The organism is Sphingomonas sp. 1185 (assembly GCF_040544655.1).
In the GTDB taxonomy this organism is placed as follows: Bacteria; Pseudomonadota; Alphaproteobacteria; order Sphingomonadales; family Sphingomonadaceae; genus Sphingomonas.
Genome location: NZ_JBEPKL010000011.1, coordinates 12,103 through 35,832, shown reverse-complemented (window position 1 = coordinate 35,832; position 23,730 = coordinate 12,103). Strand labels below are relative to the sequence as shown.

General features: G+C 64.4%; 25 protein-coding genes. 9 read left to right on the top strand and 16 right to left on the bottom strand.

The annotated features are described in order from the left end of the window. Positions 1-32: 32 nt before the first annotated feature. Positions 33-1,055 carry an IS110 family RNA-guided transposase gene (locus ABIC44_RS09635; RefSeq protein WP_354295119.1) on the top strand — a complete coding sequence of 341 codons (1,023 nt, stop codon included), beginning with the start codon at positions 33-35 and terminating at the stop codon, positions 1,053-1,055. A gap of 355 nt (positions 1,056-1,410) precedes the next feature. Here ABIC44_RS09635 and ABIC44_RS09630 read toward each other — a convergent pair whose 3' ends face one another. Then, positions 1,411-2,307 carry an AraC family transcriptional regulator gene (locus tag ABIC44_RS09630; protein ID WP_058717066.1) on the bottom strand — a complete coding sequence of 299 codons (897 nt, stop codon included), beginning with the start codon at positions 2,305-2,307 and terminating at the stop codon, positions 1,411-1,413. 149 nt (positions 2,308-2,456) lie between these two features. On the opposite strand from ABIC44_RS09630, the gene ABIC44_RS09625 reads away from it, so the two are divergent. Beyond that, positions 2,457-3,182, top strand: a complete 726-nt coding sequence (locus ABIC44_RS09625) for an SDR family oxidoreductase (protein ID WP_354295118.1) — start codon at positions 2,457-2,459, stop codon at positions 3,180-3,182. A gap of 47 nt (positions 3,183-3,229) precedes the next feature. Here ABIC44_RS09625 and ABIC44_RS09620 read toward each other — a convergent pair whose 3' ends face one another. Further along, complete coding sequence (locus ABIC44_RS09620) at positions 3,230-3,964, bottom strand: SDR family oxidoreductase (RefSeq protein ID WP_193754645.1); 735 nt, start codon at positions 3,962-3,964, stop codon at positions 3,230-3,232. 131 nt (positions 3,965-4,095) lie between these two features. On the opposite strand from ABIC44_RS09620, the gene ABIC44_RS09615 reads away from it, so the two are divergent. Continuing rightward, complete coding sequence (locus tag ABIC44_RS09615) at positions 4,096-4,407, top strand: ArsR/SmtB family transcription factor (protein WP_058717012.1); 312 nt, start codon at positions 4,096-4,098, stop codon at positions 4,405-4,407. Here ABIC44_RS09615 and ABIC44_RS09610 read toward each other — a convergent pair whose 3' ends face one another. Then, complete coding sequence (locus ABIC44_RS09610) at positions 4,408-5,271, bottom strand: aldo/keto reductase family oxidoreductase (RefSeq protein ID WP_354295116.1); 864 nt, start codon at positions 5,269-5,271, stop codon at positions 4,408-4,410. It abuts the gene before it with no gap. Positions 5,272-5,362: 91 nt separating this feature from the next. On the opposite strand from ABIC44_RS09610, the gene ABIC44_RS09605 reads away from it, so the two are divergent. After that, positions 5,363-6,259 (top strand): LysR family transcriptional regulator, encoded by an 897-nt coding sequence (locus tag ABIC44_RS09605; protein WP_354295114.1) that lies wholly within the window; start codon positions 5,363-5,365, stop codon positions 6,257-6,259. Here the strand turns inward: ABIC44_RS09605 and ABIC44_RS09600 are convergent. Together ABIC44_RS09600 and ABIC44_RS09595 are read right to left on the bottom strand one after the other, a co-directional pair. Continuing rightward, entirely contained in the window at positions 6,256-7,086 is an 831-nt protein-coding gene (locus ABIC44_RS09600; protein WP_354295113.1) for an aldo/keto reductase, read from the bottom strand. The genes ABIC44_RS09605 and ABIC44_RS09600 overlap by 4 nt on opposite strands. 81 nt (positions 7,087-7,167) lie before the next feature. After that, positions 7,168-7,449: a DUF427 domain-containing protein gene (locus ABIC44_RS09595; RefSeq protein ID WP_354295186.1), complete on the bottom strand. Its 282-nt coding sequence runs from the start codon at positions 7,447-7,449 to the stop codon at positions 7,168-7,170. A gap of 130 nt (positions 7,450-7,579) precedes the next feature. On the opposite strand from ABIC44_RS09595, the gene ABIC44_RS09590 reads away from it, so the two are divergent. Both ABIC44_RS09590 and ABIC44_RS09585 read left to right on the top strand, forming a co-directional pair. Further along, the gene (locus ABIC44_RS09590; RefSeq protein WP_354295112.1) at positions 7,580-7,762 is read left to right on the top strand and encodes a hypothetical protein; all 183 of its coding nucleotides are present in this window, start codon (positions 7,580-7,582) and stop codon (positions 7,760-7,762) included. Positions 7,763-7,767: 5 nt separating this feature from the next. Next, entirely contained in the window at positions 7,768-8,412 is a 645-nt protein-coding gene (locus tag ABIC44_RS09585) for a UPF0149 family protein (RefSeq protein ID WP_354295110.1), read from the top strand. Positions 8,413-8,531: 119 nt separating this feature from the next. On the opposite strand, the gene ABIC44_RS09580 is transcribed toward ABIC44_RS09585, so the two are convergent. Beyond that, a complete protein-coding gene (locus ABIC44_RS09580) occupies positions 8,532-8,930 on the bottom strand; it encodes a VOC family protein (protein ID WP_354295108.1) in 399 nt (132 codons plus the stop codon). 65 nt (positions 8,931-8,995) lie between these two features. After that, complete coding sequence (locus tag ABIC44_RS09575; RefSeq protein ID WP_354295107.1) at positions 8,996-9,718, bottom strand: glutathione S-transferase family protein; 723 nt, start codon at positions 9,716-9,718, stop codon at positions 8,996-8,998. Positions 9,719-9,767: 49 nt separating this feature from the next. On the opposite strand from ABIC44_RS09575, the gene ABIC44_RS09570 reads away from it, so the two are divergent. Beyond that, a complete protein-coding gene (locus tag ABIC44_RS09570) occupies positions 9,768-10,388 on the top strand; it encodes a TetR/AcrR family transcriptional regulator (protein ID WP_354295185.1) in 621 nt (206 codons plus the stop codon). A gap of 435 nt (positions 10,389-10,823) precedes the next feature. Beyond that, on the top strand, positions 10,824-11,291 hold the full coding sequence (locus tag ABIC44_RS09565; RefSeq protein WP_354295106.1) for an integrase arm-type DNA-binding domain-containing protein: 468 nt from the start codon (positions 10,824-10,826) through the stop codon (positions 11,289-11,291). Here the strand turns inward: ABIC44_RS09565 and ABIC44_RS09560 are convergent. The 7 genes from ABIC44_RS09560 to ABIC44_RS09530 form a co-directional block, all read right to left on the bottom strand. After that, positions 11,225-11,731, bottom strand: coding sequence for an STN domain-containing protein (locus ABIC44_RS09560; RefSeq protein ID WP_354295105.1), 507 nt, complete (start codon positions 11,729-11,731; stop codon positions 11,225-11,227). The two genes, ABIC44_RS09565 and ABIC44_RS09560, sit on opposite strands and share 67 nt — an antisense overlap. A gap of 122 nt (positions 11,732-11,853) precedes the next feature. After that, complete coding sequence (locus ABIC44_RS09555) at positions 11,854-12,810, bottom strand: FecR family protein (protein WP_354295103.1); 957 nt, start codon at positions 12,808-12,810, stop codon at positions 11,854-11,856. A gap of 99 nt (positions 12,811-12,909) precedes the next feature. Beyond that, positions 12,910-13,419, bottom strand: a complete 510-nt coding sequence (locus tag ABIC44_RS09550) for an RNA polymerase sigma factor (protein ID WP_309694870.1) — start codon at positions 13,417-13,419, stop codon at positions 12,910-12,912. A 382-nt stretch (positions 13,420-13,801) separates the two neighbouring features. Next, positions 13,802-15,061: an MFS transporter gene (locus ABIC44_RS09545; protein ID WP_354295101.1), complete on the bottom strand. Its 1,260-nt coding sequence runs from the start codon at positions 15,059-15,061 to the stop codon at positions 13,802-13,804. Further along, complete coding sequence (locus ABIC44_RS09540) at positions 15,058-16,380, bottom strand: LLM class flavin-dependent oxidoreductase (RefSeq protein WP_354295100.1); 1,323 nt, start codon at positions 16,378-16,380, stop codon at positions 15,058-15,060. Before ABIC44_RS09540 ends, ABIC44_RS09545 begins: the two co-directional genes overlap by 4 nt. A gap of 22 nt (positions 16,381-16,402) precedes the next feature. Further along, positions 16,403-18,607: a TonB-dependent receptor gene (locus ABIC44_RS09535; RefSeq protein ID WP_354295099.1), complete on the bottom strand. Its 2,205-nt coding sequence runs from the start codon at positions 18,605-18,607 to the stop codon at positions 16,403-16,405. Positions 18,608-18,769: 162 nt separating this feature from the next. Next, positions 18,770-19,459 (bottom strand): TetR/AcrR family transcriptional regulator, encoded by a 690-nt coding sequence (locus ABIC44_RS09530; RefSeq protein ID WP_354295098.1) that lies wholly within the window; start codon positions 19,457-19,459, stop codon positions 18,770-18,772. Between the two features lie 201 nt (positions 19,460-19,660). Here ABIC44_RS09530 and ABIC44_RS09525 point away from each other — a divergent pair, with 201 nt between their 5' ends. After that, on the top strand, positions 19,661-19,891 hold the full coding sequence (locus ABIC44_RS09525; protein ID WP_354295097.1) for a hypothetical protein: 231 nt from the start codon (positions 19,661-19,663) through the stop codon (positions 19,889-19,891). Here ABIC44_RS09525 and ABIC44_RS09520 read toward each other — a convergent pair. Continuing rightward, positions 19,870-21,897: a HAMP domain-containing methyl-accepting chemotaxis protein gene (locus tag ABIC44_RS09520; RefSeq protein WP_354295096.1), complete on the bottom strand. Its 2,028-nt coding sequence runs from the start codon at positions 21,895-21,897 to the stop codon at positions 19,870-19,872. The two genes, ABIC44_RS09525 and ABIC44_RS09520, sit on opposite strands and share 22 nt — an antisense overlap. 228 nt (positions 21,898-22,125) lie before the next feature. After that, complete coding sequence (locus tag ABIC44_RS09515) at positions 22,126-23,472, bottom strand: carbohydrate porin (protein ID WP_354295095.1); 1,347 nt, start codon at positions 23,470-23,472, stop codon at positions 22,126-22,128. Positions 23,473-23,730: the final 258 nt, after the last annotated feature.

The following is a 23,730-nucleotide window of genomic DNA, read 5'->3' as shown; positions in this document are numbered from 1 at the left end:
TGATCTGCGGAGAGTCGGAAGGGAGAGCTACGATGGAGAACGTCACGACTATAGGCCTCGATCTCGCGAAGAACGTGTTTCAGGTGCACGGCGTTGATGCCGAGGGCACAGCAGTGATCCGTCAGCGGCTGACCCGCGGGCGCATGTTGAAGTTCTTCGCCAGGCTGCCGCCATGTCTGATCGGCATCGAGGCGTGCGCAACCTCGCACTACTGGGCACGCGAGCTGGTGGCGCTCGGACACGACGTGAAGCTGATGCCGGCGCAGTACGTGAAGCCGTACGTCAAGCGCGGCAAGAACGATGCAGCCGATGCCGAGGCGATCTGCGAGGCGGTGACCCGCCCGACCATGCGCTTCGTCGGCATCAAGTCGCCTGAGCAGCAGAGCGCGATGATGCTGCATCGTGTTCGCCTAATCCTCAATCGCCAACGGACGCAGCTGTCGAACGCGATGCGGGCGCACCTGGCCGAGTTCGGGATCGCGGCACCGATCGGCAGGAACGGCATTGAGCAGCTCCTCGACGTCATCGCCGACCCGACGGACGAGCGGGTGCCGGTCGATGCGCGGTTCTGCCTGGAGATGCTGGCGGCTCAGCTGCGCATCGTGAAGGAGCAGATCCTGGAGAACGACCGCCGCATCCTGGCGAGCGCACGCAAGACCGAGCTTGGCCGTCGGCTGATGGAGATACCCGGCGTGGGGCCGCTGCTCGCCAGCGCCATCGTCGCCACCGTTCCCGATCCTGCGATCTTCCGCTCAGGCCGCAACCTCGCCGCGTGGATCGGCTTGGTGCCGCGGCAGAACTCCAGCGGCGGCAAGGAGCGGCTCGGCGGCATCACCAAGGCCGGGCATCAGTACCTGCGGCAGATGCTGATCGTCGGCGCCATGGCGGTGGTGCGCTACGCCGAACGCAACGGAGCCAAGCGGCCGTGGCTCGTACAGCTGCTTGCCCGCCGCAAGGCCAAGGTCGCCGCGGTTGCGCTCGCCAACAAGAACGCGCGCATGATCTGGGCGATGATGGCCAGCGGTGAGCGGTATCGTGAGCCGCTGGCGGTATAAGGAACACGGCGCGGGCGACCGCGCCTGACGAGGTTGGAAAGGGCGATCAGGAGCTAATGCAATAAGCCGGTTGAACCGCCGGATTGGGAAAACCCAAAATGACCCAAGCACCTCGAGTGCGCGGAATTGATCGGGACCCGAGACGCGCGAATGGCATTACGGCCAGCGGCACCATGCGCCGCACCAACAGGTCGGACACATGGCCGCACCAACCAGCAACGCTAGGCGAATGCTCGTACTTGCCAACGGAGGGCCGTCCACACATGGGTCATTCTGCTTGTGCGGCGACAAACGCCAGCGGAGCGCCTCATTCGGCGCAACCACCGCGATGAATCATTGCTAGCGTCGGTCAAAATCAGAGGGCGATCCCCGCCGAAGGGGCGGTGTGCAGCCGTTCGATGTCCTGGCGCGGCGGTGCGCCGAACAGGCGGCGATATTCGCGGCTGAACTGCGACGGGCTTTCATAGCCGACCGCGAAGCCCGCCGTGCCCGCGGTAGCGCCGCCGACCAGCATCAGCCGGCGCGCTTCCTGCAGGCGCAACTGCTTTTGATATTCGAGCGGGGTCATGCGCGTGATCGCCTTGAAATGCGCATGGAGCGAGGAGGGGCTCATGCCCGCCTCGGCGGCCACCTCGTCGATGCGGATCGCCGCGTCGAACCGGCGACGGATCGCGGCGATAGCGCGGCTGATCTGGTTGAGGTGACTACCTGCTGTCACGAGGTGGCGAAGCATCGGTCCGTGCGGCCCCGTGAGCAGCCGGTAGAGGATTTCCCGTTCGATCAGGGGTGCCAGGGCGCGGATCGTGTCCGGCCGGTCGAGCAGTCCGACCAGCCGGCATGCGGCGTCGATCAGGTCGGGGTCGCTGGGGTAGACGCCTAGAACCGGCAGGTCGGTGTGCGGCACAGCGCCGCCCTCCGCCACCATCAGGTCGGACAGCATCGCGGGATCGAGGTCGATCTTGCAGCAGAGATACGGGCGGTCGGGGCTGGCATCGATCACATGGCCGACCAGCGGGAGGTCGACAGAGACTAGGAGATAATGCGCGGGGTCGTAGACGACACTATGGTCGCCGATCGAGACGCGCTTCGATCCCTGGGCTATCAGGCAAAGCGATGCCTGGTAGACAGCCGGCGTCGGGGTGCTTGGTTGATCGGCCCGGATCAGTGACACATGCGGCATCGCGGTCGTGCAAATGCCTGATCCGGTGACATGACGATCGATGACGGCAGCAAGTTCGGTGATCCGGTCCATGCCGACCGTCATCCGCCAGCCCGTCGACATGCGCAAGCGGGCAGGGCGGGTTTTGGAGGATCGTGCAAAGCGTTAGGACGATCGCTCTACCGCTGGCCGACGCTGCGGCATCATCTTGCTGGCTGTCACTTCAAGGCAAGGAAAGCATCATGACAGCCAGCATTGACAAGGTCGTCCTCATCACCGGGGCTTCGAGCGGGATCGGCGAGGCGACGGCGCGCGAACTGACGGCGACCGGCGCGCGCCTCTTCATTGGCGCGCGTCGTGGGGATCGTTTGCAGGCACTGGCCGAGGAACTGGGCGAAACCGTCGCGTGGCGAACGCTCGACGTGACGGACGGCACCGACTTCGACGCCTTCGTGGAAGCCGCCGAAGCGCGGTTCGGGCGCGTCGACGTGCTGGTCAACAATGCCGGCGTGATGCCGCTGTCGCCGCTCGCCGCGCTGAAGCGGGACGAGTGGAAACGGATGGTGGACGTCAATATCCACGGTGTCCTCAACGGCATCGCCGCAGTGTTGCCCCGGTTCGTGGCGCAAAAGGGCGGCCATATCGTCAACGTCGCTTCGGTCGCCGCGCACATGGTGATGCCCACCGCTGCGGTATATTGCGGCACCAAGCATGCGGTGCGCGCCATCACCGAGGGGTTGCGGCAGGAGCATGACGAAATCCGGTCGACGCTGATCTCTCCGGGTGTCGTCGCAACCGAACTGGGCCACGACATCACCGATCCGGCAGTGGCCACGGCGCTGACGGGATGGCGGAAGAAGTCGCTGACCCCGGATGCGATCGCGCGGGCGGTTCGCTATGCGCTGGAGCAGCCCGAGGGTGTCGACATCAACGAGGTCATAGTCCGCCCGACCGCGGCGGACATGTAAAGCCATCAGCGTGCCGGCTCTCGCGGTCGGCACGCTGATGCTACCCGTCAGGCCGTCGCACCGCCATCGATGTTGAGCGTGGTGCCGGTGATGTAGCTCGCATCCGGTCCGGCGAGGAACGCCACTGCCCCCGCGATCTCCTCGACCTTGCCGTAGCGGCCGAGCGGGATCGCTTGCAGCACCTGTCCGGCGAATTCGCTATCCGCGGGGTTCATGTCGGTGTCGATCGGGCCGGGCTGCACGGTGTTGACCAGGATGTTGCGCGACGCGAGATCCTTGGCCCAGCCGCGCGCCAGCGCCGCGACGGCGGCCTTGGTCGCGCTGTAGACCGTGGTGGCGGGGAAGGCCATCTCGCCCGAGATGCTGCCGATCAGGATGATCCGGCCGCCATCGTGCAGGTGCGGTAGGGCGGCGCGGGTGCCGACGTGCAGGCCCTTCACGTTGACGCCGAACTGGCGGTCGTAGGTTTCGTCGGTATCCTCGGCGAGCGTGGAGAATTCCGCGACACCGGCATTGTGGACTAAGATGTCGATCCCGCCCAGGGCAGCGGCGGCCTGTTCGACGCCCGCGCGCTGCGAAGTGGGGTCGGCGGCATCGGCCTGAAAGGCGAAGGCGGTGCCGCCGGCACTCTCGATCGCCGCCACGGTGGCGGCGGCGGCGGCCTTATTACCGGCATAGGTGATCGCCACGGTCGCGCCGTCGGCCGCCAGCCGCTTGGCGATGGCCGAACCGATGCCGCGCGATCCGCCGGTGACGAGTGCTGTCCTGCCCAGAATCGACATATATATTCTCCAGAAATGCTGGCCGGCGATCACGCCGTCGTGCGCTGTCGGCAGGCGAGAGATGGGGTGACGCTTCTACAGTTCAATAATACCGAACTATTAAATTAACTGTTGTCCCCTATATCTGGCGCATGGCCCGCTTCACCCATCCCCGGCTGGAAGACGTTCCGCTCGATCTGGCGCTGCATGCCTTGGCCGATCCCAATCGGCTGGCCATGGTGGCGCGGCTTGCCGCGACCGAGCGGCTGAGCTGCACCGATGCCGCGCCGTGCGAGTCCATCCCAAAAAGTACGCTGTCCAACCACTTGAGGCTGCTGCGCGGGGCGGGACTGATTGAGACGACACAGGCCGGACGCGAGATGATCAACACGCTGCGCCGCGCCGAATTCGACCGGCGCTTTCCCGGCCTGCTCGACGCGGTGCTGACCAACCGACCGGCCTGATTACCCGCCGATCGCATTGAGTTCGGCCACTGCATCCTCGGGCAGCGTCAGCGATGCCGCGGCGAGGTTCTCGTGGAGATGCGCCACCGACGAAGTTCCTGGGATCAGCAGGATATTGGGCGAGCGCTGGAGCAGCCAGGCGAGCGCCACCTGCATCGGCGTGGCCTTGAGCCGCGCGGCTACGTCGGAGAGCGCCGCCGACTGGAGCGGGCTGAACCCGCCAAGCGGGAAGAAGGGGACATAGGCGATACCCTCCGCCGCCAGCGCGTCGATAAAGGCATCGTCGTTGCGGTGGGCGAGGTTGTACTGGTTCTGGACGCCAATGATCTCGGCGATGTCGCGGGCTTCCTCGAACTGTGTCGGCGTCACGTTGCTCAGCCCGATATGGCGCACCAGCCCCTGGCGCTGGAGATCCGCCACCGCCTTCAGTGGCGCGGCGAGCGATCCCTCGGCGGGCCCGTGGACATCGAACATCAGGCGCAGGTTGACGACGTCGAGCGTCTCCAGCCCGAGGTTCGTCAGATTGTCCTCGACCGCGCGGGCCAGCTCGTCCGCCGCGAACGCGGGCAGCCAGGATGCATCGTCAGCACGCCGCGCACCGATCTTGGTGACGATCAGCAGGTCGTCGGGGTAGGGGGACAGCGCTTCGTGGATCAGTCGGTTGGTGACGTGCGGGCCATAGAAGTCGCTGGTGTCGATGTGGTTGACCCCAGCCTCGACAGCGGCGCGAAGTACGGCGAGCGCCGCATCATGGTCGCGCGGCGGGCCGAACACGCCGGGTCCGGCGAGCTGCATCGCGCCATAGCCGAGCCGCTTCACGTTGCGCCCGGCGAAGGAATAGGTGCCTGCCTGATCGATCGTCATCGTTGTTCTCCTGTGCTGGCCCCGAGATACGGCTTGCGGATCATCGCGATAAGCCGGAGTGATCCGTACGGGCTGTACGGAAAACCGAACGATGAAGGCGGACCTTGCCGATCTCAACGCATTCCTGGCGGTCGCGCAGGCGCGGGGCTTCCGCGACGCGGCGCGGACCGTCGGGTCGAGCGCCTCGACGCTGAGCGAAGCGGTGCGGCGGCTGGAAGCGCGGTTGGGCGTCCGGCTGCTCCATCGCACCACGCGCAGCGTCGTGCCGACCGAGGCGGGGACGCGGCTGATCGAGCGGCTGGCACCAGCGCTGGGCGAGGTGGAGGCGGCGCTCGACGTCGTGAACCTGTTCCGCGACCGGCCGGCGGGCACGCTCAAGCTCAACGTACCGGTCAGCGCGGCGCGGCTGGTGCTGCCGTCGATTTTGCCCGGCTTCCTCGCCGCCTATCCCGACATCCAGGTCGAGATCATGGCGGAGGATATCCTTGTCGACATGGTCGCGTCGGGCTGCGATGCCGGCATCCGCTATGACGAACGGCTGGAGCAGGACATGATCGCGGTGCCGATCGGTCCGCGGGTTCAGCGTTTCGCGACCGCCGCGGCGCCGGCCTATCTTGAGGAGCGCGGCCGGCCGGCGCACCCGCGCGACCTGCTCGATCACGCCTGCCTGCGCGGCCGCTTCACTAGCGGCGTGCTGACCAGCCCCTGGGAGTTCGAGCGCGACGGCGAGATCGTCCGGATCGAGCCGCAAGGCCCGATCATCGCGAGCGTCGCTGGCGCGGTGGATCTGTTGGTAGATGTCGCGGTGGCGGGCGGGGGGATCATCCACCTGTTCGAGGATTGGCTCGCGCCGGCACTGGCGAGCGGCGCGCTCGAAGCGGTGCTGCCCGACTGGTGGCAATCCTTCTCCGGCCCGTTCCTCTATTATTCTGGCCGCCGTTTGGTGCCGCCGCCGCTGCGAGCGTTCGTCGATTACATTCGCGGCTAGAGCATCGCGAGCGGTTCGGGACCGCGTGGGGGCGGAAAGAGGGTGTCGAGGCGGTGCAACTCGGCTTCGGACAGCGTGATGTCCAACGCGGCGCGATTGTCCCGCACATGGGCGACCGATCCGGCCTTGGGGATGGGCAAGACGCCGTCTCGTGCCAGCAGCCAGGCGAGGGCGAGCTGCGCGGGCGTGATGTCGCGCTCCTCGGCCATGGCGGAAAGGTCGGGATGCGCCACCAGGCGACCCTGTTCGACCGGGCTATAGGCCATGACCGGCATGTGATGCTGCGCGAGCCACGGGATCAGATCATATTCCGGGCCGCGTCGGGTCAAATTGTAGAGAATCTGGTCGGTCTGGCACCTCTCGCCACCACTCGCATTGAGGTCTTCCATGTCGTCGGTGTCGAGATTGCTGACGCCCCAGCGCAGGATCTTGCCCGCCGCGAACAGCCGCTCCATCGCCTCGACCGTCTCGGCGAGCGGAACATTGCCGCGCCAATGCAGCAGGTACAGGTCGAGCCGGTCGGTGCCGAGCCGTTCGAGGCTCGCCTCGCAGGCTCGCGAGAGCCGGTCGCGCGAGGCATTCTGGGGATAGGCCTTGCTGACGAGGAACACCTCGTCGCGGACACCCGCGATCGCCTCGCCGACGAGCCGCTCGGACTCGCCATCGGCATACATCTCGGCGGTATCGATCAGGTTCAGGCCGAGCGACAGCCCTTCGCGCAGCGCGGCGATCTCATCCGATCGGCGGGCGGGGTCTTCCGCCATCATCCAGGTGCCTTGGCCTAACGCAGGAACGGTCGTACCGTCCGGAAAGCGGATCGTCTTCATGTGACGATCAACGTTCGACCCAGCGCATCGGCCCAAGTTCCGGTTCGTGACGCCGCGCGCAGCCGTTGCGGCGCAGCCAGGTCAGCCGACCGTGACCCCCTTCCAAAAGGCGATGCGTCCGCGAATGTTTTCCGCTTCGGGCTTGGGGTCGGGGTAATACCAGGCGGCTTCGGGATTGTCGGCGCCCGCGACGTGCAGGCTGTAATAATGCGCCGTTCCCTTCCACGGGCAGACCGTCGTCGTGCCGCTCGGTCGCAAGAGTGCGGTGTCTACGCTCTGCTCGGGGAAATAGTGGTTGCCCTCAACGATGACCGTATCGTCGCTATCGGCGATCCGTACGCCGTTCCATCGTGCTTCCACCATCATGCATCTCCTGACGCCGATGGACGTCGGTACTCGATCCATGTCCGTCAAGATCATGCCTGGGGACATTCAACGGGGCGGTGTCAAAGCCGACCGATCCTGTTACCGGACCGCTATGTTGAGAACCCGCATGAAGCGCATCGCCGCCAGGACGGAACACGAGCTTCAACGCCTCGCTGCCATCGAGGCGGCGGTGGCGGCGTTGGGCGATGAGGATCTGCTGGACTTCGCCGACATTTTCGCCGCGGGTGATCCGACGCCGCTGCGTGCCATGGCGGAGGAACAGATGCGCCGACGCGGTATCAGCCTGTGAGGAAAATGCCGTCCCGCTTCCGGCGGCTCGATGGCGCGCTGGCGGAACTTCCGGTCGAAGAGCCGATGCTGCTAACCGAACTCGACGGTTTCCTTACCGGGCTTATCGTCTGTCCCGAACCGATCCCCGTCGATGAATGGATGACGGTCATATGGGGCGTCGAGGTCGATGGCGTTCCACCCTTCGAGGACCCGCTCGACGTGCAATGGTTCGTCAAGGCGGTCGCGGCGCGGCGTGACGAGATCGCGCGCGACCTGTCCCGCGGCAGGTTGCACTCGATCCTCGACGTCGACGGGCGTGATGGCGAGATTCTGTGGGAATATTGGGTCGACGGCTTTTCCGACGCCATCGCGTTGCGGCCAGACGCTTGGGGCGGGGCGGCCGCCGCTGCCGAATGGGCCGATCCATGGCACCGACTTCAAGCGCTGATGGCGATCGCGCGAGGCGAAAGCGAGCTCGACAGCGTCGAAGTCAACGCCTTCCAGGATCGTGCGGTGGCCGAGCTTACGGATACGGTCCAGCGCCTCCACGCGGCGCGTGCCGGCAAGGTGACGCCGATCGCCGTGGATGTGATTGCGGCGCCGAAGATCGGCCGTAACGACCCATGTCCTTGCGGATCGGGTAAGAAGCATAAGCATTGCTGCGGTTGACCAGACCCATCGCCCTGGCAGGCGGTTTCGTCTGATCCTCATCGCGACAGATCGACCAAGCGTTGCCCGCCCAGGACAGGGACGGGCAACACGGTCAGGCCATCATACGATGCGCCCGATTATTTGGGGAAATGGATCCCGCAAAGCTTGTTGCCGTCGGGGTCCCGAAAATAGGCGAGTTCGATCGTACCCATGGACGCAGTCTGACGTGGGCCGGGCGGGGCTTCGATCGAGGTGCCGCCATTGGCAACCGCCATATCGTGAAGTTGCTTCACCTGCTCGGGCGAGCTGCACGAAAAGGCGACGGTACTGCCGTTCGCGACGGTCGCCGGTTCGTCGTTGATCGGCTGGCTAACGATGAAGTTGGTCCCGTTGCCATTATTGTAGATGAGCCGGGTATGGCCGCTGTCGGCGATATTCCGCGCAGGTTCGCCGACGCCAAGCGTGCCCAGAACCTTGTCGTAGAAGCGCTTCGATCGCTCGATGTCGTTCGATCCAACCATCGTGTGAAACAGCATTTTTTTCTCTCCGGCTCAGGGTGTCTCTCAAACGCTCACAAACCGCATTTGGGGGCGAGCGGTTGCTACGGGCGGTTATCCAGTTCCGGCACGCCGCTGCTGCGATCGGTATAGGCGGCGAGGAAGGTCGGGCGGCGCAGCCACCGCTGCCAAAACGCATCGATATGTTCATAGCGTTCGTCGAGCGGCATCGCGTTCACCTCGAACTTAGAAAAAGCGATCGCGGTCGCCAGCGTGACGTCCGCAAAGGTCGGCTCGGCACCGCCGAGCAGCCAGTCGCGGCCATCCGCCAAGTGCCGGTCGACTAGAGCGGTATGCGCCAGCGCTTCCTTGCGGCAATGCTCGCCCCATGCCGGGTTCGAGGTCAGTTCGAGCTTGGGGCCAAGTCCCTGGTGCAGGACATGGAACGCGGTGGTGATGCGGTAGAGGATATGCACCCAGATGCGGTTGTCCCACATGGCGTCGAGCCCTTGCTCTTCAGGCGTCTCGCCCATGATCCGGCGACCCGGAAACGCCTGGTCGAGATAGCGCACGACCGCGGCAGTTTCCGAAATGAAGGTGCCGTCGGCCAGTTCGAGCGTCGGGGTTTCACCCCACGGGTTCATCTTCAGATGCTTCCACTGCCGCTGCTCGCCCACCGGCGACATATCGTAGACCCGCTCTTCGAAGCGGTCGGCAATGCCCTTTTCGTGGAGGAAGATGCGCAGCCGCTGGGGATTGGGGAACGCCGAGGGAGAGGTGAACAGGCGGAGCTTCGTGATCGGCGGCGGCGGGGATTGCGACATCATAGTTTTACCTACCAAGTGATCGGTAGGCTGGCAAATGCGCGCTTGCGTGATGGGCGTCAAGGTCTATCTACCACTTGGTCGGGTTGGCGAGACGGGTGGAGCAGTGGCGGTTTCAACATCCAGGGAAGCGGTGCTGGCCGCCGCACGGCGGACTGCGATGGCGCGTGGCTATAACGGCCTCAACTTCCGGGACATCGCGGCTGAAGTCGGGATCAAGGCGCCCAGCATCCATCATCATTTCGCAACCAAGGCCGATCTCGGCGCGGCGGTGGCGCGGCGCTATTGGGAAGACACGGTCGAGCAGCTCGATGCGATTGCGGACGAAGCGCCCGACCCGCTAGCCGCGCTACGCCGCTATCCCGAGATTTTCCGGGCCTCGCTGTCGAACGACAACCGCATCTGCTTGTCCAGCTTCATGGCCGCCGAATATGACGATCTTCCCCATCCGGTGAAGACCGAGGTGCAATGCTTCGCCGACGTCAACGTCGCGTGGCTCGGCAAGCTGCTCGTTGATGCCAAGGTCGTCGAAGCGGGTGAAAGCGAAGCGAGGGCAAAGGCGATCTATGCGGCGGTTGCCGGCGCACAACTCTTCGCAAGGGGCCGATCGGACATCGCGCTCTTCGATAAGATGATCGCCAGCTACCGCGCGGTGGGGCTGTTGCCGGCATAGGCGCCGGGACGAACCGCTGGACTTTAAACCGCGCTTCGGTCCGCTTGCCTCGCTGTTTCGGCCAGGAAGGACCAGCCGTCGACGGACAAGCCTTCCTGCATGCACCACTGCGCCGACACGTCTCTTGCTGGCGCCCAATACCGTCCAAATCGCAATTGAAAATTGTGCCAATGCACTGTAGCAATGGGCTGTGCAGGCGGTGCCTGCACGCTGGTGGAATCAAATACTTAGCTCGCAGATGCGTCGGGATGGGAATCCTGCCGCCCCAGCCAGCAGAATCACTCGATTCGGCTGTAAAGTGAATACCTTGAGCGCGGTTCAACAAAATTCGGATGTGGACGGATGCGGCCTGAAATGGCCTCATGCGGACGCCTATTGTGCCCGATTTGTGCCCGCGTTTTTGTGTCGCTTCGCAGCCCGTGAGGGATTCGAAACGTGGCATCGAGACAGCCTTTCACCCCAGCCAGCTTGGACAATCTGAAGTCCGGCTCGCTCACCGATCCGCAGACGCCCGGCCTCGTCATCGAGGTCGGTGCCCGCGGTAAGAAGACCTGGAAGTATCGCCGTCGCCTTCCGGATCAGGATGTGACGGTGAAGATGACGCTGGGCAGCTATCCCGCGTACCGGATCGGCGATGCCCGCGAGTGGGCGCGGCAACTTAATAATGACGTCGAGACCGGCGTCGACCCGCGCGAGGCGCTTCGCGAGGCGGCGGCACGGGCGGAGATGACCGTCGCCCGTGCGCACGCCCTCTACATGACGGCCGCGCGGGAAGGGCGCGCCTCGCGGGCCAAGCGCCTGAACAAGCCGCGCACGCTCAAGGACAAGCAGGACATCTACGATCGCGATATCGCACCCACATTGGGTGCGAAGATCGCCGTCGTGACGATCGGCGTCGCGTAGGATCGCTCGCCCTCGCTCTTGCCCGGATCGGTCGCGGGGCCGCGATCGGCGATGCCGATCGTATCGCCTTGTCCCTCCACCTGCACGGGGCCAAGTTGGATGGCATTTCCGGTAGCTTGTGGTGCTGGCGAAAGGGCGACCGAGTTGGCCGTCAGGTAGCGGAAGGTCAGGCCGGTGCCGCCGAGAAGCTGGCTGAGCGCAGCGGCCGACGCCAGGCGACCACGCACCGCGGTCGTCCTGATGCCAGCACCGTCATTGCTGGAATAGGTTACCTGAACACCCGACTGCTGCATGAAGAGGCGCACGGCCTCGTTGAGCGGCAAGGCGGGAATATCGAAGCTGCGCTCGGATGACGCTTGAGCTGCGACCGGCGTGGCAAGGATAGCGGTGGACGCCGTGGCGGCGAGAAGAAGGCTGAAGCGCGACGGCAGCAGAAACATATATCCCCCAAGCAAGAACGTCGCCCCGTGCGACATCTGCCCCTGCGACGCATTATCATCGGCGGGGCATGGATGAGACTGGTGCTGGCCCGACTTACCCAACCCATGCCGATGGAATTTTTTCAGTAGAGGATCATCGCACCCGGCAGGTGCGCGACGTTCACGCCGGCGTTCGTCGTCATCGCAATCACAGCCTCGTCGGCTTGCGTGATCCTGAACGCGCCGCTGACGTGCGGCTTGGCGGACAGGTCTGCCCACACCAGCGTCAATCCGGGCCGATAGCGTCCGGCAAGCGCGATGGCTTGATTGAGCGGCATATCGTCGATCAGAAGCTCGCCGTGCCGCCACGCGGCGATCCGGCCGGGCAGGACGGCAGGCAAGGACGACACGATGCCACCTGCCAAATCGGCCCGCTGCCCCGCCGTCAGCGTCACCGCCGACGGTTCGTCGCTGCCCAAGAGCCGGACCGCGCCCTGGGACACGGCAACCTGCGTAGTGTGTCCTTCCGTGACCTCGAACGCGGTACCGACGTCCTCGATCACACCGCTGCCGGCGGCTACCCGAAAAGGGCGGGCATCATCATGCGCGACGTCGAACCAGACACGGCCGCGCAGCAGCTCGATCCGGCGCTCGGTATTGCTATAGTGGACGGCGATGGCGGAGTTCGCGTCGAGCATCGCCGTGGAGCGATCCGACAGGCGCACGCTCCGCACCTCTCCGCGATCGGTGACATGGTCCGCTTGCAGGCGGAGCAAGATATCCGTCCCCGTCACGGCCAGCAGCAACGAGGCCGCAACGGCACCTGCGACGAAACGTCGCGACGGCCGGCGTAGTCGATGTGGCGCGCGCCCATGCGCCCTCGTCGCAGGAATCGCGCGCGGCGCGAACAGGGATCGATGGGCCTCCAAGTCCTGCCAGAAGCCTCGCTCGCGTTCGAACGCGCGGGCGTGTTCGGGCCGCTCTCCCAGCCAGTCCTTCAAGGCTGCGATGTCGGCAGCATCGGCATCTCCCGAGGCCAACAGCCTTACCCATTCCCTTGCACGCGCCAGGATTGCTCCGTCGATCAGCGGCACCGTCATGTGTGCGACAACCTTCCCCGTGCCGGCATCCGTACCGACATGTCTTTATGACTGCGCGTACCGCCACTTGCCCAACCCCGCCTGCGGCTACGCCGAGACTCAATCATCGGCATCGCGGCAGGCGGAAATCACTGTCATGGCCCGCCGCATATGTTTCTCGACCGCTGTGGTGGAAATGCCCAGCCGCTCAGCGACTTCCCTTTGGGTGAGATGGTCGTATCGATGCAGTTCGAAGACCCGCCGGGTTTGAGAGGGCAGGGCATTGATGCCGGTCTTGATCCGCTTCAGCGTATCGCGCGCGAGGATCGTGCGATCTGCGGCCAGTGCGTGATCGCTACCCCACAACAACGCCTGTGCTTCCTCATGAACGCTCTGGAGCCGCGCCTCGCGCTTGCCGTGGTCGAGTGCCAGATTGGATGCCAGTCGGTACAGATACGCGCGCTTGTGCGTAATCGGCGGATCGTCCGCAACGCGCTGGACGCGAAGCCATAAGGACTGCGTGACGTCCTCGGCCGCCGGTCCTGCACCAACGATGCGGGCAACCCACCGCATCAGCGGTGCGCGATCCGCTAACAGCAAACGGGACAGGGCTTCGGCGTTCGTCGGCATTGCGCGCGGAGCTATAATGCATTCTGCGAATTGATCGCAACAATTGTTGCTGGGGGATTTTCCGATTGAGAAGGTTCAGAGGGACCGCCATGGCGGTCCCATAAGAATCCCAATCGGGACGCTTTAACGGCGCGGTGACGGGGCGTTAGCGTATATAGGTCTATCTGTTTAACGCCCCCAGCTCGGGCGTCATGCGTGGTCGGGACGCATGCATGACGTACCTGTCCCATGCGACATCCTTCCATTCCAACGAAAGGATCGCACCAACAAACTGCGGGATCAAACACCTAAGCCGGTGCCCTCAAAGACCGCGATGTATCGGGCGGAGAGCGGTTCGCATTAGACTGACAGCACCAGCCAGTTATCGAATCAGAACGCCTGGTCAGGGGAGTGGACGCTGAGGTTCAACTAGCCACTCAGATTTCCTGAGCATCAAGAGCAGCGCTGCCGACAGGATGACCAAGGCTATCAGCGTGAGTATGGGGATGTCCGCGCTGGCGAAACGGCCGCGCAGCGTGGCGAACAGGGGCGGTCCCATAGCGGCACCGAGCAGGAAACTGACGTTGTGCCAAGCATAGATACGCGAGATCGCGCGCTGCCCGAAATATCGTCCCACGAGGATCGAGAGGAGATCGGTCTCGGCGCCCATCGCAATGCCCATCAGTACGCTCATCGTGACGGCGGCAATGCCGATGGTGTCTACGCGTAGCAGGATGGCTAACGCGGCGGCTGCGCACAGGACGCCACCCGCGCCTACGATCGGAACGGGGAAGCGATCAAGCAGCCAGCCGAATACCAGTCTGCCGGCGATCATCGCGACGCCGGCGAGCGACGACAGCATCGCAATCTGCGGAAGCGTGCCGGCCCCACGTTCCAGCATCAACGCGACGAAATTCGCGGTCAGCGCGTAGCTGGTCATTCCGAACAGCAGGAAAACCGCGATGATGATCCAGAAGGCGCGGGTCCGTAGGGCCTGGGCGACCGTCAGGCCCGAACGTGCTTGTGACTGATCGATGAGGGCAGGATCAGCGGCATCCGCGAAGGGGACGCCGGCCTCTGTCGGATCGTCGCGCACGAACAGGGCGACCAGCGGGAGGACGAACAGAATCAAGGCAGCGGCCAGGGCATAGAAGGCGTAGCGCCAACCGAAGGCTTCGCTGACATATTCGACGGCCATCGGCAGGATCGCACCGCCTACACCCTGGCCCGCGACCGCGAGGCCAAGCGCGAAGCCGCGACGGCGATCGAACCAGGCGGACAGGGCCTTGATGTAGACGATCGGATTGGTGAACGCGCCGACTGCGCCGAACAGGGAATAGAAGAGCATCAGCCCGCGCAGCGAGGTGATCGTTCCTCCGGCCAGGGCAAGCAGTGCTGCAAAGGCGATAATGCCTGCCGCTGCCGTGCGCCGCGACCCGAAACGGTCGACGGCGATGCCGACCACGGGCACTGCCAGCGTCGTCGCGAGCAGGAACAGCGACAGCGCGGTCGCCATCGCGCCCTGGGTCCAGCCCAAGGTACGGGTCAAATGCGCGGTAACGATCCCGAAGGTCGCGACGATGGTTGTGGTCCCGCAGAGCATCAGGGCGGCCAGCACCGCCCCGACCATATGCCAACCGCGATAGAGCGGGCGGGCACTCATGACGTGTGTCCTGCCGGGCGGGCCAGCCCCAGGTTCGCCCGCAGCGTATCGCCCTCATATTCCGTACGGAACAGTCCGCGCCGCTGTAGTTCGGGGACGACGAGCCGGGCGAAGTCGTTCAGTCCGTACGGAAGGGTCGGCGGCATGATGTTGAACCCGTCCGCTGCACCGGCACGGAACCATGCCTCCATTTCGTTAGCGATCTGCGTAGCAGTGCCGATGACGACCTTGTGACCGCGCGCGACGGCAACGCGGACGGCCAGTTCGCGGATTGTCAGCCCCTCCGCATGGGCAAGGTCGAAGAACAGCTTCTGCCGGCTCTGCCAGCCCTCGGTGGGCGGAAGGTCGGGGACGGGACCATCGAGTGGATACTGGCCGAGGTCCGCGCCCATCATCGCAGAAGCAAGCCCGATTGCGATCCGCGGATCGACCAGCGCCTGCAGGTCATCGTGCAGGCGTTGCGCCTCTTCCTGCGTGTCGGCAACGAAGGGCATCAATCCGGGCATCACCAGCACGTCCTCACGGCCGCGTCCCGCTGCGACGGCGCGCTCCCGCACCGTGTTGGCGAACGCGACCGCTTCATCCAGCGACTGTTGCGCGGTGAAAACGAGTTCGGCGGTGGCCGCCGCCAGTGCGATGCCGTCCGCCGACGATCCGGCCTGCGCGATCACCGGATGACCCTGGATTGGTCGTCCGGCTTGTAGCGGCCCCCGGACGCGGAAGTGGCGCCCGTCGTGATTGATCGCCCGGACCTTGGCAGGGTCGAAGAAGCGGCGGCCTGGTTGATCGAACTGCAGCGCCTCGTCGTCCCAACTGTCCCACAGCGCCTTGACGACATGGATGTATTCGGCGGCCCGCTCATAGCGTTCGGCATGGCCGATCTGAGCGTCCAGACCGAAATTGCGCGCCTCGGCGTCGGAGCCGGACGTCACGCAATTCCATCCGGCGCGCCCGCCGCTGATATGGTCCAGCGTCGCGAACTTTCGGGCGAGGTGATAGGGCGGCAGGTAGGTCGCGGACACCGTCGCGACCAGCCCGATCCGCTCCGTTGCCGGAACCAGTGCGCCGAGCAGCATCAACGGTTCGAGATAATAGACCGGGGCGGCCTGCGCGGACAAAGGCGATAGCGGCGGGGCGGCGACATTGTCCGCGAAGAACAGGGCGTCGAACCGCGCCGCTTCCGCCGCCTGTGCAATCCGAACATAATGATCGAGCGACACCAGATCACGCGGGTCGACCGAGGGATGGAGCCACGCGGCGATATGATGGCCGACGCCCATGATAAAGGCGCCCAGCTTCATCTGGCGGGGGTTGGTCATGACGATGATCCCTCCAGCGGGCTCAGAACGTGTAGCCGAGCGTTGCGCCATAGGTGCGCGGCGTGCCGTAGAGGAGCGCGGCATTGCCGAGGATCGCGGTGCGATTGGCGAAGCGGATATAGTGTTTGTCGAAGATGTTGCGGCCCCATAGCGATGCCCGCCACCGGCCATCGGCGGACGTCAGCCCGATCCGCGCATCGGCGAGGTCGTAACCCGGAATGGAATAGGCTTTCCCATACACCGGGTTCGCGACCTTCGGGTCGAAATTCTCGGAGGACTGCACGCTATAGCCGACATGTGCCTGTAAGCGCAGCAGACCCGAACCCAGTGCTGTCTCGTAATCGGCCGACACATAGGCCTTGTGACGCGGCGCATAGGGCGTCTGTACACCATCGGCATCGAGTACGGTGTTGCCCACCGTACCGCCGCCACCCGGATACCGGTCGTACACGCTCTGGTTGTAGGTATATTGGGCTGCCAGCGTCAGGCCGGTGACGGGGATGACCGCGATCTCCGTCTCGATCCCCTTGGACGAGACCTTGCCGACGTTCGACAGGCTGCTGGCGAGCACCGTGCGGCCGCCGACGGTGGCGTTGACGAAGGTGAAGACCTGGAAATCGTCGAATCTCTCGTAGAAGCCGGTGACGTTGACGCGGGCGCGGCGATCGAAAAAGTCGCTCTTGAACCCGACTTCGTAGCTGGTCACCGTTTCGGGCCGGAAGCGGATGCCGGCGGCGAAGGCGGCGGGGCTGGTCGCCTCGACGTTCCACCCGCCACTCTTGAAGCCGCGACCGATCGTGCCGAACAACAGGACGTTGCGCTTCAGATGCAGGTTGATGCCGCCCTTGGGCGTGAAGAAGGTGTTGGCGAGCGCATCGCGGTAGCCGCTTATCGGGGCAGAGAACAGCCCGGTCGGGTCGGCGGTGGTGATGTCGTTCAGCCGTTTGCGCTCATGGGTCAGCCGCGCACCGGCGAACAGTTCGACAAGCGACGACGGCCGGATGTTCGCCTGGAAGAAGCCGGCGATGGAGTCGCTGCTGACCGACGTGCCGAGCGTCGCGACCTTGCCCACGGCGCTGCCGAGGCCGAGTGCGCGCAGCCCCGAGCCGAAGGTCAGTGCCTGCCGGTCACGGTTGTTGCCCCAGAAGTAGAAGACGCCCGCGACGAAATCGTAGCGGCGCTCGCGTGGCGAAGCGATCCGCAATTCCTGTGAGAACTGGCTGGTATATTGGCGCAGGTCCGCGGTCAGGATCGGCGTGGGGCCGGTTTCGTTGTTGAAGTGCAGGAACTGGTGGCCCGATCGCCACGCGGTGATCGACGTGGCCTGGAATCCTCCGCCAACGTCCTTCTGCGCGGTCAGCGAGACGCCGCCCATCCGACGACGCGCACCATCGTCGACATAGGATCGGATTTCGAACGGATCGCTGCCCGCTGGGGGCACATAGGTGTAGTGGAGCGTCGAATTGTCGTCGTCGGTGAAATCCGCCGCCAGCGTGACATCAAGCCCGTCATTGGGGTTGAGCCGGAGTTGCGCGCGGAACGCGTCGGAGTTGATGCCCTGGTTGCGCTTGCCGAGCAGGACGTTTCGGTAATAGCCGTCGCTCTGCACATGGGCGCCGCTGAGCTGCAGGCTGAGGTCGTCGTTCAGCGGCAGGTTGCTGCGCGCGGCGATCTGGCGATAGCCGAAATTGCCGATGTCCGCGCTGATCTCGCCGCCCAGCGCCTTCGACGGCTGGATCGTGGTGATGGAGAGCGCGCCTGCATCGGTGTCCTTGCCGAACAGCGTTCCCTGCGGTCCCCGCAACACATCGACCTGCCGGATGCCGAGCAGCGTCAGGTTGTTCATCCAGGACCGGCTGTAATAGACGCCGTCGACATAAATACCGACCCGCGAGTCATAGCCGGCGTTGCGCGAGTAGTCGATGACGCCGCGAATGCCGGTGCGCCCCTGTTCGCTGCCGTCGCCGAACGACAGGGACGGCGTGGCGACCTCCACGTCGCTCAGGCGGCGTGCGCCGAGCGTGTCGAGCGCCTTCGCATCCAGGGTCTGGATCGAGATCGGCACCTGTTGCGAACTTTCGCTGCGGCGTTGCGCCGTGACGACGATGTCGGACAGACCCGTCTGATTCTGCGGCCCCGTCTGATCTTGTGGCGGGGCCGCGTGGACGACGGCGGGAACGAGCGCGGCGGCAAGCGTGCTCGCGCGCCATAGCCAAGCATATCCCAAGCCTGGGACGGCAAGTGTTCCCTTGGATCGGCGACCAGCCATCGACCTTCCCCCCATGAACGCATCTAGCGCGGATTAAGTGTTGTCACTTATCCTATTAGATTGATGGGGATTGAAGATGGTTTTGGTTGCGCGGATGCAACTTTCGCTTCGTCTGGTGGCTCAGCCCCGTTGCAGTACGAACCGGGCCGCTGCCTGCAGAGCCGGCACGGCCATGGCGATGGTCTGATCGATCAGCTCTTCCAGCGAGAGCGCGGCGCGCCCGCGAAAAGCAAAATTGTCGCGTGCCGCGAGCCCGACGATCATCGCAAAATGCTGCTGGGAGAAGCCGAGTTCGAATTGCTGCGCCGTGAGGTTCAGCAGCCGGGCCATCCGCTCCATCAAGGTCACTGCGAGCCCCCGTCGCGCATTGAACGGATCATCGCGGCGCTGCGGATCGAAGCCGATCCGCGTCGTATATTGCAACAAGAGCCGAGCGTAGCTGTGGTGCCCGTTCGCGTCGACCTGCTCCGACATCGGCAGGAACACCGCCTCCAGCAAGCTGCTGAGATCCTCCATCAATCCGCGTTCTTCGGCCAAGCGCACGCATTCCTGGCGCCGTGCGACGATGTGCCGCATCCGGATCGCGACGATGGCATCGATCAATCCGTCACGCCCGCCGAAATGATATTGCACCGCGAATTTGTTCGCCTGACCCGCCGCAGCCGCAATCTCCTGCAGGGACGGCGTGTCGATGCCGTGCGTTCCCATCAGCCGCTCTCCGGCGTCGGCCAGCCGGCGCTTCGAGGGCGTTTCGTCGCCCTCGATGTCGAACAGCGTCACGGGTCTGAGATGGGCGATGAGCTTGGGCATGGTCGGTCACGATAGAGGCGTCGGGGGAGAAATCGATCGTCGTTTTCGGCAGCGGGCCTCGGAGCGGGTTGGCAATGACGGGGAGCGAAGACTGGAGCTTGATCGCGCCCAATCATTTCTATCAAATCGTACCAAATGCATGGGATATGCTTGAGAGGCGAGCACCAATAGGTTCCGCCCGATCAGCAAGGGGGTTGATGGATGAAGATCATCGTGGCGGGGCTGCTGGCCAGCGTTGCACCCATCACGGCCGCCGCACAGGAGGCGGCGCCTCAAGCGGGTACCGAACAGGCAGAGCCTGGCGATGAGATCGTGGTCACCGGGACGCGCACCGGCGAACGTACCGTCACGACTTCACCGGTGCCGATCGACGTGCTGCGCGGCGACGAATTGCGCGCTTCCCCCGTCCGTCATGCCGCGACCTCGAACTGATCATCGTCTTCATCGGGCCCGCCCTGGCTCAAGTCGAGGGTGAAACCCCGCACCCGCGACTGCCGATCGGCGACCGAACCCGGCCGCGCGGCGGCCTTGATCTTCTTTTTCGCGGCCTTCGGGGCGGTTGCGGGCTTCTTGCCCTTCGCGGCGGCACCATCGTCTTCGATGCGGAAGAAGGCGATCCGCTCCTGCAGGTCATCGGCCTGGCCGGCGAGTTCTTCCGCCGTGGCGGAAATCTGCTCGGATGCGCCCGCATTCTGCTGCGTGACCTGGTCGAGCTGCTGGATCGCCTGGTTGATCTGGTTCGCGCCGATGTCCTGCTCGCGACACGCGGCGCTGATCTCCGACACGAGTTCGGCGGTCCGCCGAATATCGGGCACCAGCTTTTGCAGCATCTCGCCCGCCTGGGCCGCCGTGGCGACCGTGTCCGACGAGACCGAACTAATCTCTGCCGCTGCCGTCTGGCTGCGTTCGGCAAGTTTGCGGACTTCTGCCGCGACGACGGCAAAGCCCCTGCCATGTTCGCCGGCGCGCGCCGCCTCGACCGCGGCGTTCAGGGCCAGCAGATCGGTCTGACGCGCGATTTCCTGAACGATACAGATTCTTTCGGCGATGGTCCGCATCGCGACGACCGCCTTGTCGACCGCCACGCCGCTCGCCTCGGCATCCACTGAGGACTGACGCGCGATCTTTTCGGTCTGCGAGGCATTTTCGGCATTCTGCTTGATGTTGGCGGCCATCTGCTCCATCGACGCGGACGCTTCTTCTGCGGCGGCCGCCTGCTCGGTGGCCCCCTGCGACACCTGCTCCGCCGTCGCCGAGAGTTGCTGCGTACCCGCCGCGACGTTCTGGGCGGCCTGCGTCGTATTGCCGACGACCCCGCGCAAACGCTCGACCATCGTGACCAGCGCCTGGCCGAGGACGTCCTTGTCCGACAGCGGCTGGTGATCGACGGTCAGGTCGCCCTCGGCGATCGTTCCCGCCAATCCCGCCGTCTTGCGCAGGTTCACCGTCATGCGGATCAGCGCATGGCCCAGTATGTCCTTGTCCGACAACGCCTGGTGATCGACGCTGAGATCGCCTGCCGCGATCGTATCGGCCAGTTGCGCCGTCTTGCGCAGATTGACCGTCATCCGGGTCAACGCATGACCCAGCATGTCCTTGTCCGACAGGGCCTGATGATCGGCGCTGAGATCGCCTGTCGCGATCGTGTCGGCCAGGGCCGCGGTCTTGCGAAGATTGGCGGTCATTCGGTTGACGGTGTCGACCAGGTCCTTGATCTCGTCGTCGGTGTCGACGCGAACCTCGGTATCGAGGTCGCCGACGGACACCGCATCCGTCGCCTCGGTCAGACGCTTCAACCCGCGACCGATCCCGATCGCGATCCAGGCCGCGGCCGCCAGCGAGATGATCGCCGAAATGATGCCGATGATGGTCAGCATGATGACCGCCGACGAATAGCCTTGATCGGCCGCCGCCTTGCCGGCGGCGATCTGATCGCGCTGGTCGAAGAAGATGGGCGTGATCAGCCTCTCGATATCGTCGGTCAGAGGCCGTGCCTGTTGCACGTTCATCTGCGCGGCGCCGGCGACGTCACCCGATGCGAGACGGTCATAGATTCCATCGGCGGCGATCTTGAACTTCTGCACATCGGCGATGACGCCGCCCCAGCTTTCCCGCTCCGCGCCGGTGACGGCATGCTCCTGAAGCCACTTCGCTTCCGTCATCAGCTTTGCGATGAAATCGTCGTTCTTGGCCTTCAAGCTGCGCCGCTCCTCCGGCGTCGCGGCATTGATGAGGTCATAAAGGCCACGGGTCGGCCGGACCTCATATTCAGTAATCATCTGAATATGTTCCTTGCGCGCGGCGGGGCCGTCCAGCAATGCCTTGACCGTCTGGTTGAAACCGGAAAGGTTGACGTAGCTGTAGATTGTGCTTCCGGTCAGCATCATGATGCTGACGCCGAATGCCAGGGATAATTTGTTCTTGATCGTAAACCGCATGACCAAATCCCTTGAGTGAATATGTTGAAAATATTGCTTGATAAGCAGGTGAAGTGGGTGACCGGCGATCAATCATGGATCGCGCACGGCAATGATTTTTGGATGTGTAAAAATACCCGGACAAACGGGGGATGCTAGCTGACGGTATGCAGTAGATGAGCCTGAAGTCAGGACTTTGATGCGTCAGGTCGCTGCAAGTAATCGAGGACGGAAATCACGCCGCATCGGTCAATCGCGCCGCGCCAGGCCGATCAGCGTCGGCGCGTCGACGGTGAACTTGAAGCCGAAGACCAGGGCGTTTGGGATGTTGGTCCGGCGGAAGGGCAGTCCGGTCTGGTCGGGATGCAGGATATACTGGACGTTGGGCGAGATGCGGACGGCCGGGCCGAACTGCGCGCCGTAGGCCAGCTCCATCATATACTGGTTGCGGCGGATGTTCGCATCGCCCCCAGCGGCCACCCGCGCCGCGCGCATTCGCGTCATCGCCAGGTCGGAGAAGCTCTGCTGGTTGATGACGAAGCCGATCGTATCCTGGTCGCGGCCCGGGAACGTGCCGGTCTGGAGCAGTCCCAGCTCCAGGAAATGCCGCTCCTCGACGCGCCCCGACAGGTTGGTCATCGCAACGCCGAACACGCCCAGCCCGCGATGCGAGTTCATGTCCGGCCGGGTCAGCATCTGGTCGAACCGCGCATAGATGCCGCTGCGCCCCTTCAGCGTCGCCGCCGGACGCCCGCTCAGGATCGCGACGCCGCCCCGGTCGTCGCGCAGCGGATCGGCATAGTCGCCCCGGTCGACCCAGCCGCCCAGGATATAGTGGCGCGGCAGCCGGTCGGTCTGATAGTCCGACGCATAGCCCAGCTCGTACGGCACGATGAAGCCGGTGCCGCCCTTGAAGCTCAGGCTGAAGCCATGGTCGTCGGCGCGCTTGCGGTTGGGATTGACCTCATAGATGCCCGCATGGGCGAACCAGTGGTCGGCCACCGTCACCTTGGCCCTGGCCATCCAGCTCGACGCCGGGAAATAGGTGAAGTTGCTGTTCTTGAAGACGAAGGTCGGATTGCCGCAGGCCGAGTTCGTCTGGAAATTACAGTAATAGGGCGAGTTCAGGAAATGGATGTTCGCCTGACTCTTGCCCGCCTCGATATCGAGCGCGCCGCCCAGCAGCTTCTGCTCCCAGGTCAGGATGGCGAGATGCGTGTTCTGGGTGCCCCACACCTCCTGGACCGAGGTGTTGTTGCCGATCGCGATCTGCGACAGGCTCTGGCCGTGGCGATTGGTGATCGCCAGATGCAAGCCGCCGCCCGAAATCCCGGCGATCTTCTCGAAGTCGAGATCGGCGCCGACATAGATCTGGCCGGTATAGGCCGCCTTCTGTGCAAAACCGCCGGTCGCATTGGCCGCCGCCTCGCCGGTATAGCTCAGCGCCAGGGTGACGCCGTCATCGGCCAGGGGTTGATAAGTCTCGACGCCCTTCTTCTTCTGCCCCAGGACCACAGGCACCGTCTTCGTCGCTTGTTGCGATACCTGCGGCGCTGCCGGATCTGACACGACCGCAGACGGATCATGCGCGATCATTAGCGGCGCCGACGCAACCGCGCGCGACCAACCGGGGGATAGGGGCAGTATCGCCGCCCCGAAGGCGACGCATAATTTGAAACGAGCTCTTCTCATATGCATTTCTCTTTACGCCCCATTGGAAAACGTTTTCTCACATTTTCGTTTCGGGCGAGTTAATTCTAAGGCTGGGCCTCTCGATTTTTCATTCCGACCGGATTGGTTTGTATCAGATCGCCACGCCCCAGATTGAAAACGTTTTTACGTCGAACGTGGCCG

What these genes read in the sequence shown, in the direction of transcription:
- ABIC44_RS09635 (WP_354295119.1), top strand. Translation starts at nt 33, where the DNA reads ATGGAGAACGTCACGACTATAGGCCTCGATCTCGCGAAGAACGTGTTT.
- ABIC44_RS09630 (WP_058717066.1), bottom strand. Translation starts at nt 2,307, where the DNA reads ATGGACCGGATCACCGAACTTGCTGCCGTCATCGATCGTCATGTCACC.
- ABIC44_RS09625 (WP_354295118.1), top strand. Translation starts at nt 2,457, where the DNA reads ATGACAGCCAGCATTGACAAGGTCGTCCTCATCACCGGGGCTTCGAGC.
- ABIC44_RS09620 (WP_193754645.1), bottom strand. Translation starts at nt 3,964, where the DNA reads ATGTCGATTCTGGGCAGGACAGCACTCGTCACCGGCGGATCGCGCGGC.
- ABIC44_RS09615 (WP_058717012.1), top strand. Translation starts at nt 4,096, where the DNA reads ATGGCCCGCTTCACCCATCCCCGGCTGGAAGACGTTCCGCTCGATCTG.
- ABIC44_RS09610 (WP_354295116.1), bottom strand. Translation starts at nt 5,271, where the DNA reads ATGACGATCGATCAGGCAGGCACCTATTCCTTCGCCGGGCGCAACGTG.
- ABIC44_RS09605 (WP_354295114.1), top strand. Translation starts at nt 5,363, where the DNA reads ATGAAGGCGGACCTTGCCGATCTCAACGCATTCCTGGCGGTCGCGCAG.
- ABIC44_RS09600 (WP_354295113.1), bottom strand. Translation starts at nt 7,086, where the DNA reads ATGAAGACGATCCGCTTTCCGGACGGTACGACCGTTCCTGCGTTAGGC.
- ABIC44_RS09595 (WP_354295186.1), bottom strand. Translation starts at nt 7,449, where the DNA reads ATGGTGGAAGCACGATGGAACGGCGTACGGATCGCCGATAGCGACGAT.
- ABIC44_RS09590 (WP_354295112.1), top strand. Translation starts at nt 7,580, where the DNA reads ATGAAGCGCATCGCCGCCAGGACGGAACACGAGCTTCAACGCCTCGCT.
- ABIC44_RS09585 (WP_354295110.1), top strand. Translation starts at nt 7,768, where the DNA reads ATGCCGTCCCGCTTCCGGCGGCTCGATGGCGCGCTGGCGGAACTTCCG.
- ABIC44_RS09580 (WP_354295108.1), bottom strand. Translation starts at nt 8,930, where the DNA reads ATGCTGTTTCACACGATGGTTGGATCGAACGACATCGAGCGATCGAAG.
- ABIC44_RS09575 (WP_354295107.1), bottom strand. Translation starts at nt 9,718, where the DNA reads ATGATGTCGCAATCCCCGCCGCCGCCGATCACGAAGCTCCGCCTGTTC.
- ABIC44_RS09570 (WP_354295185.1), top strand. Translation starts at nt 9,768, where the DNA reads ATGGGCGTCAAGGTCTATCTACCACTTGGTCGGGTTGGCGAGACGGGT.
- ABIC44_RS09560 (WP_354295105.1), bottom strand. Translation starts at nt 11,731, where the DNA reads ATGTTTCTGCTGCCGTCGCGCTTCAGCCTTCTTCTCGCCGCCACGGCG.
- ABIC44_RS09555 (WP_354295103.1), bottom strand. Translation starts at nt 12,810, where the DNA reads ATGACGGTGCCGCTGATCGACGGAGCAATCCTGGCGCGTGCAAGGGAA.
- ABIC44_RS09550 (WP_309694870.1), bottom strand. Translation starts at nt 13,419, where the DNA reads ATGCCGACGAACGCCGAAGCCCTGTCCCGTTTGCTGTTAGCGGATCGC.
- ABIC44_RS09545 (WP_354295101.1), bottom strand. Translation starts at nt 15,061, where the DNA reads ATGAGTGCCCGCCCGCTCTATCGCGGTTGGCATATGGTCGGGGCGGTG.
- ABIC44_RS09540 (WP_354295100.1), bottom strand. Translation starts at nt 16,380, where the DNA reads ATGACCAACCCCCGCCAGATGAAGCTGGGCGCCTTTATCATGGGCGTC.
- ABIC44_RS09530 (WP_354295098.1), bottom strand. Translation starts at nt 19,459, where the DNA reads ATGCCCAAGCTCATCGCCCATCTCAGACCCGTGACGCTGTTCGACATC.
- ABIC44_RS09525 (WP_354295097.1), top strand. Translation starts at nt 19,661, where the DNA reads ATGAAGATCATCGTGGCGGGGCTGCTGGCCAGCGTTGCACCCATCACG.
- ABIC44_RS09520 (WP_354295096.1), bottom strand. Translation starts at nt 21,897, where the DNA reads ATGCGGTTTACGATCAAGAACAAATTATCCCTGGCATTCGGCGTCAGC.
- ABIC44_RS09515 (WP_354295095.1), bottom strand. Translation starts at nt 23,472, where the DNA reads ATGATCGCGCATGATCCGTCTGCGGTCGTGTCAGATCCGGCAGCGCCG.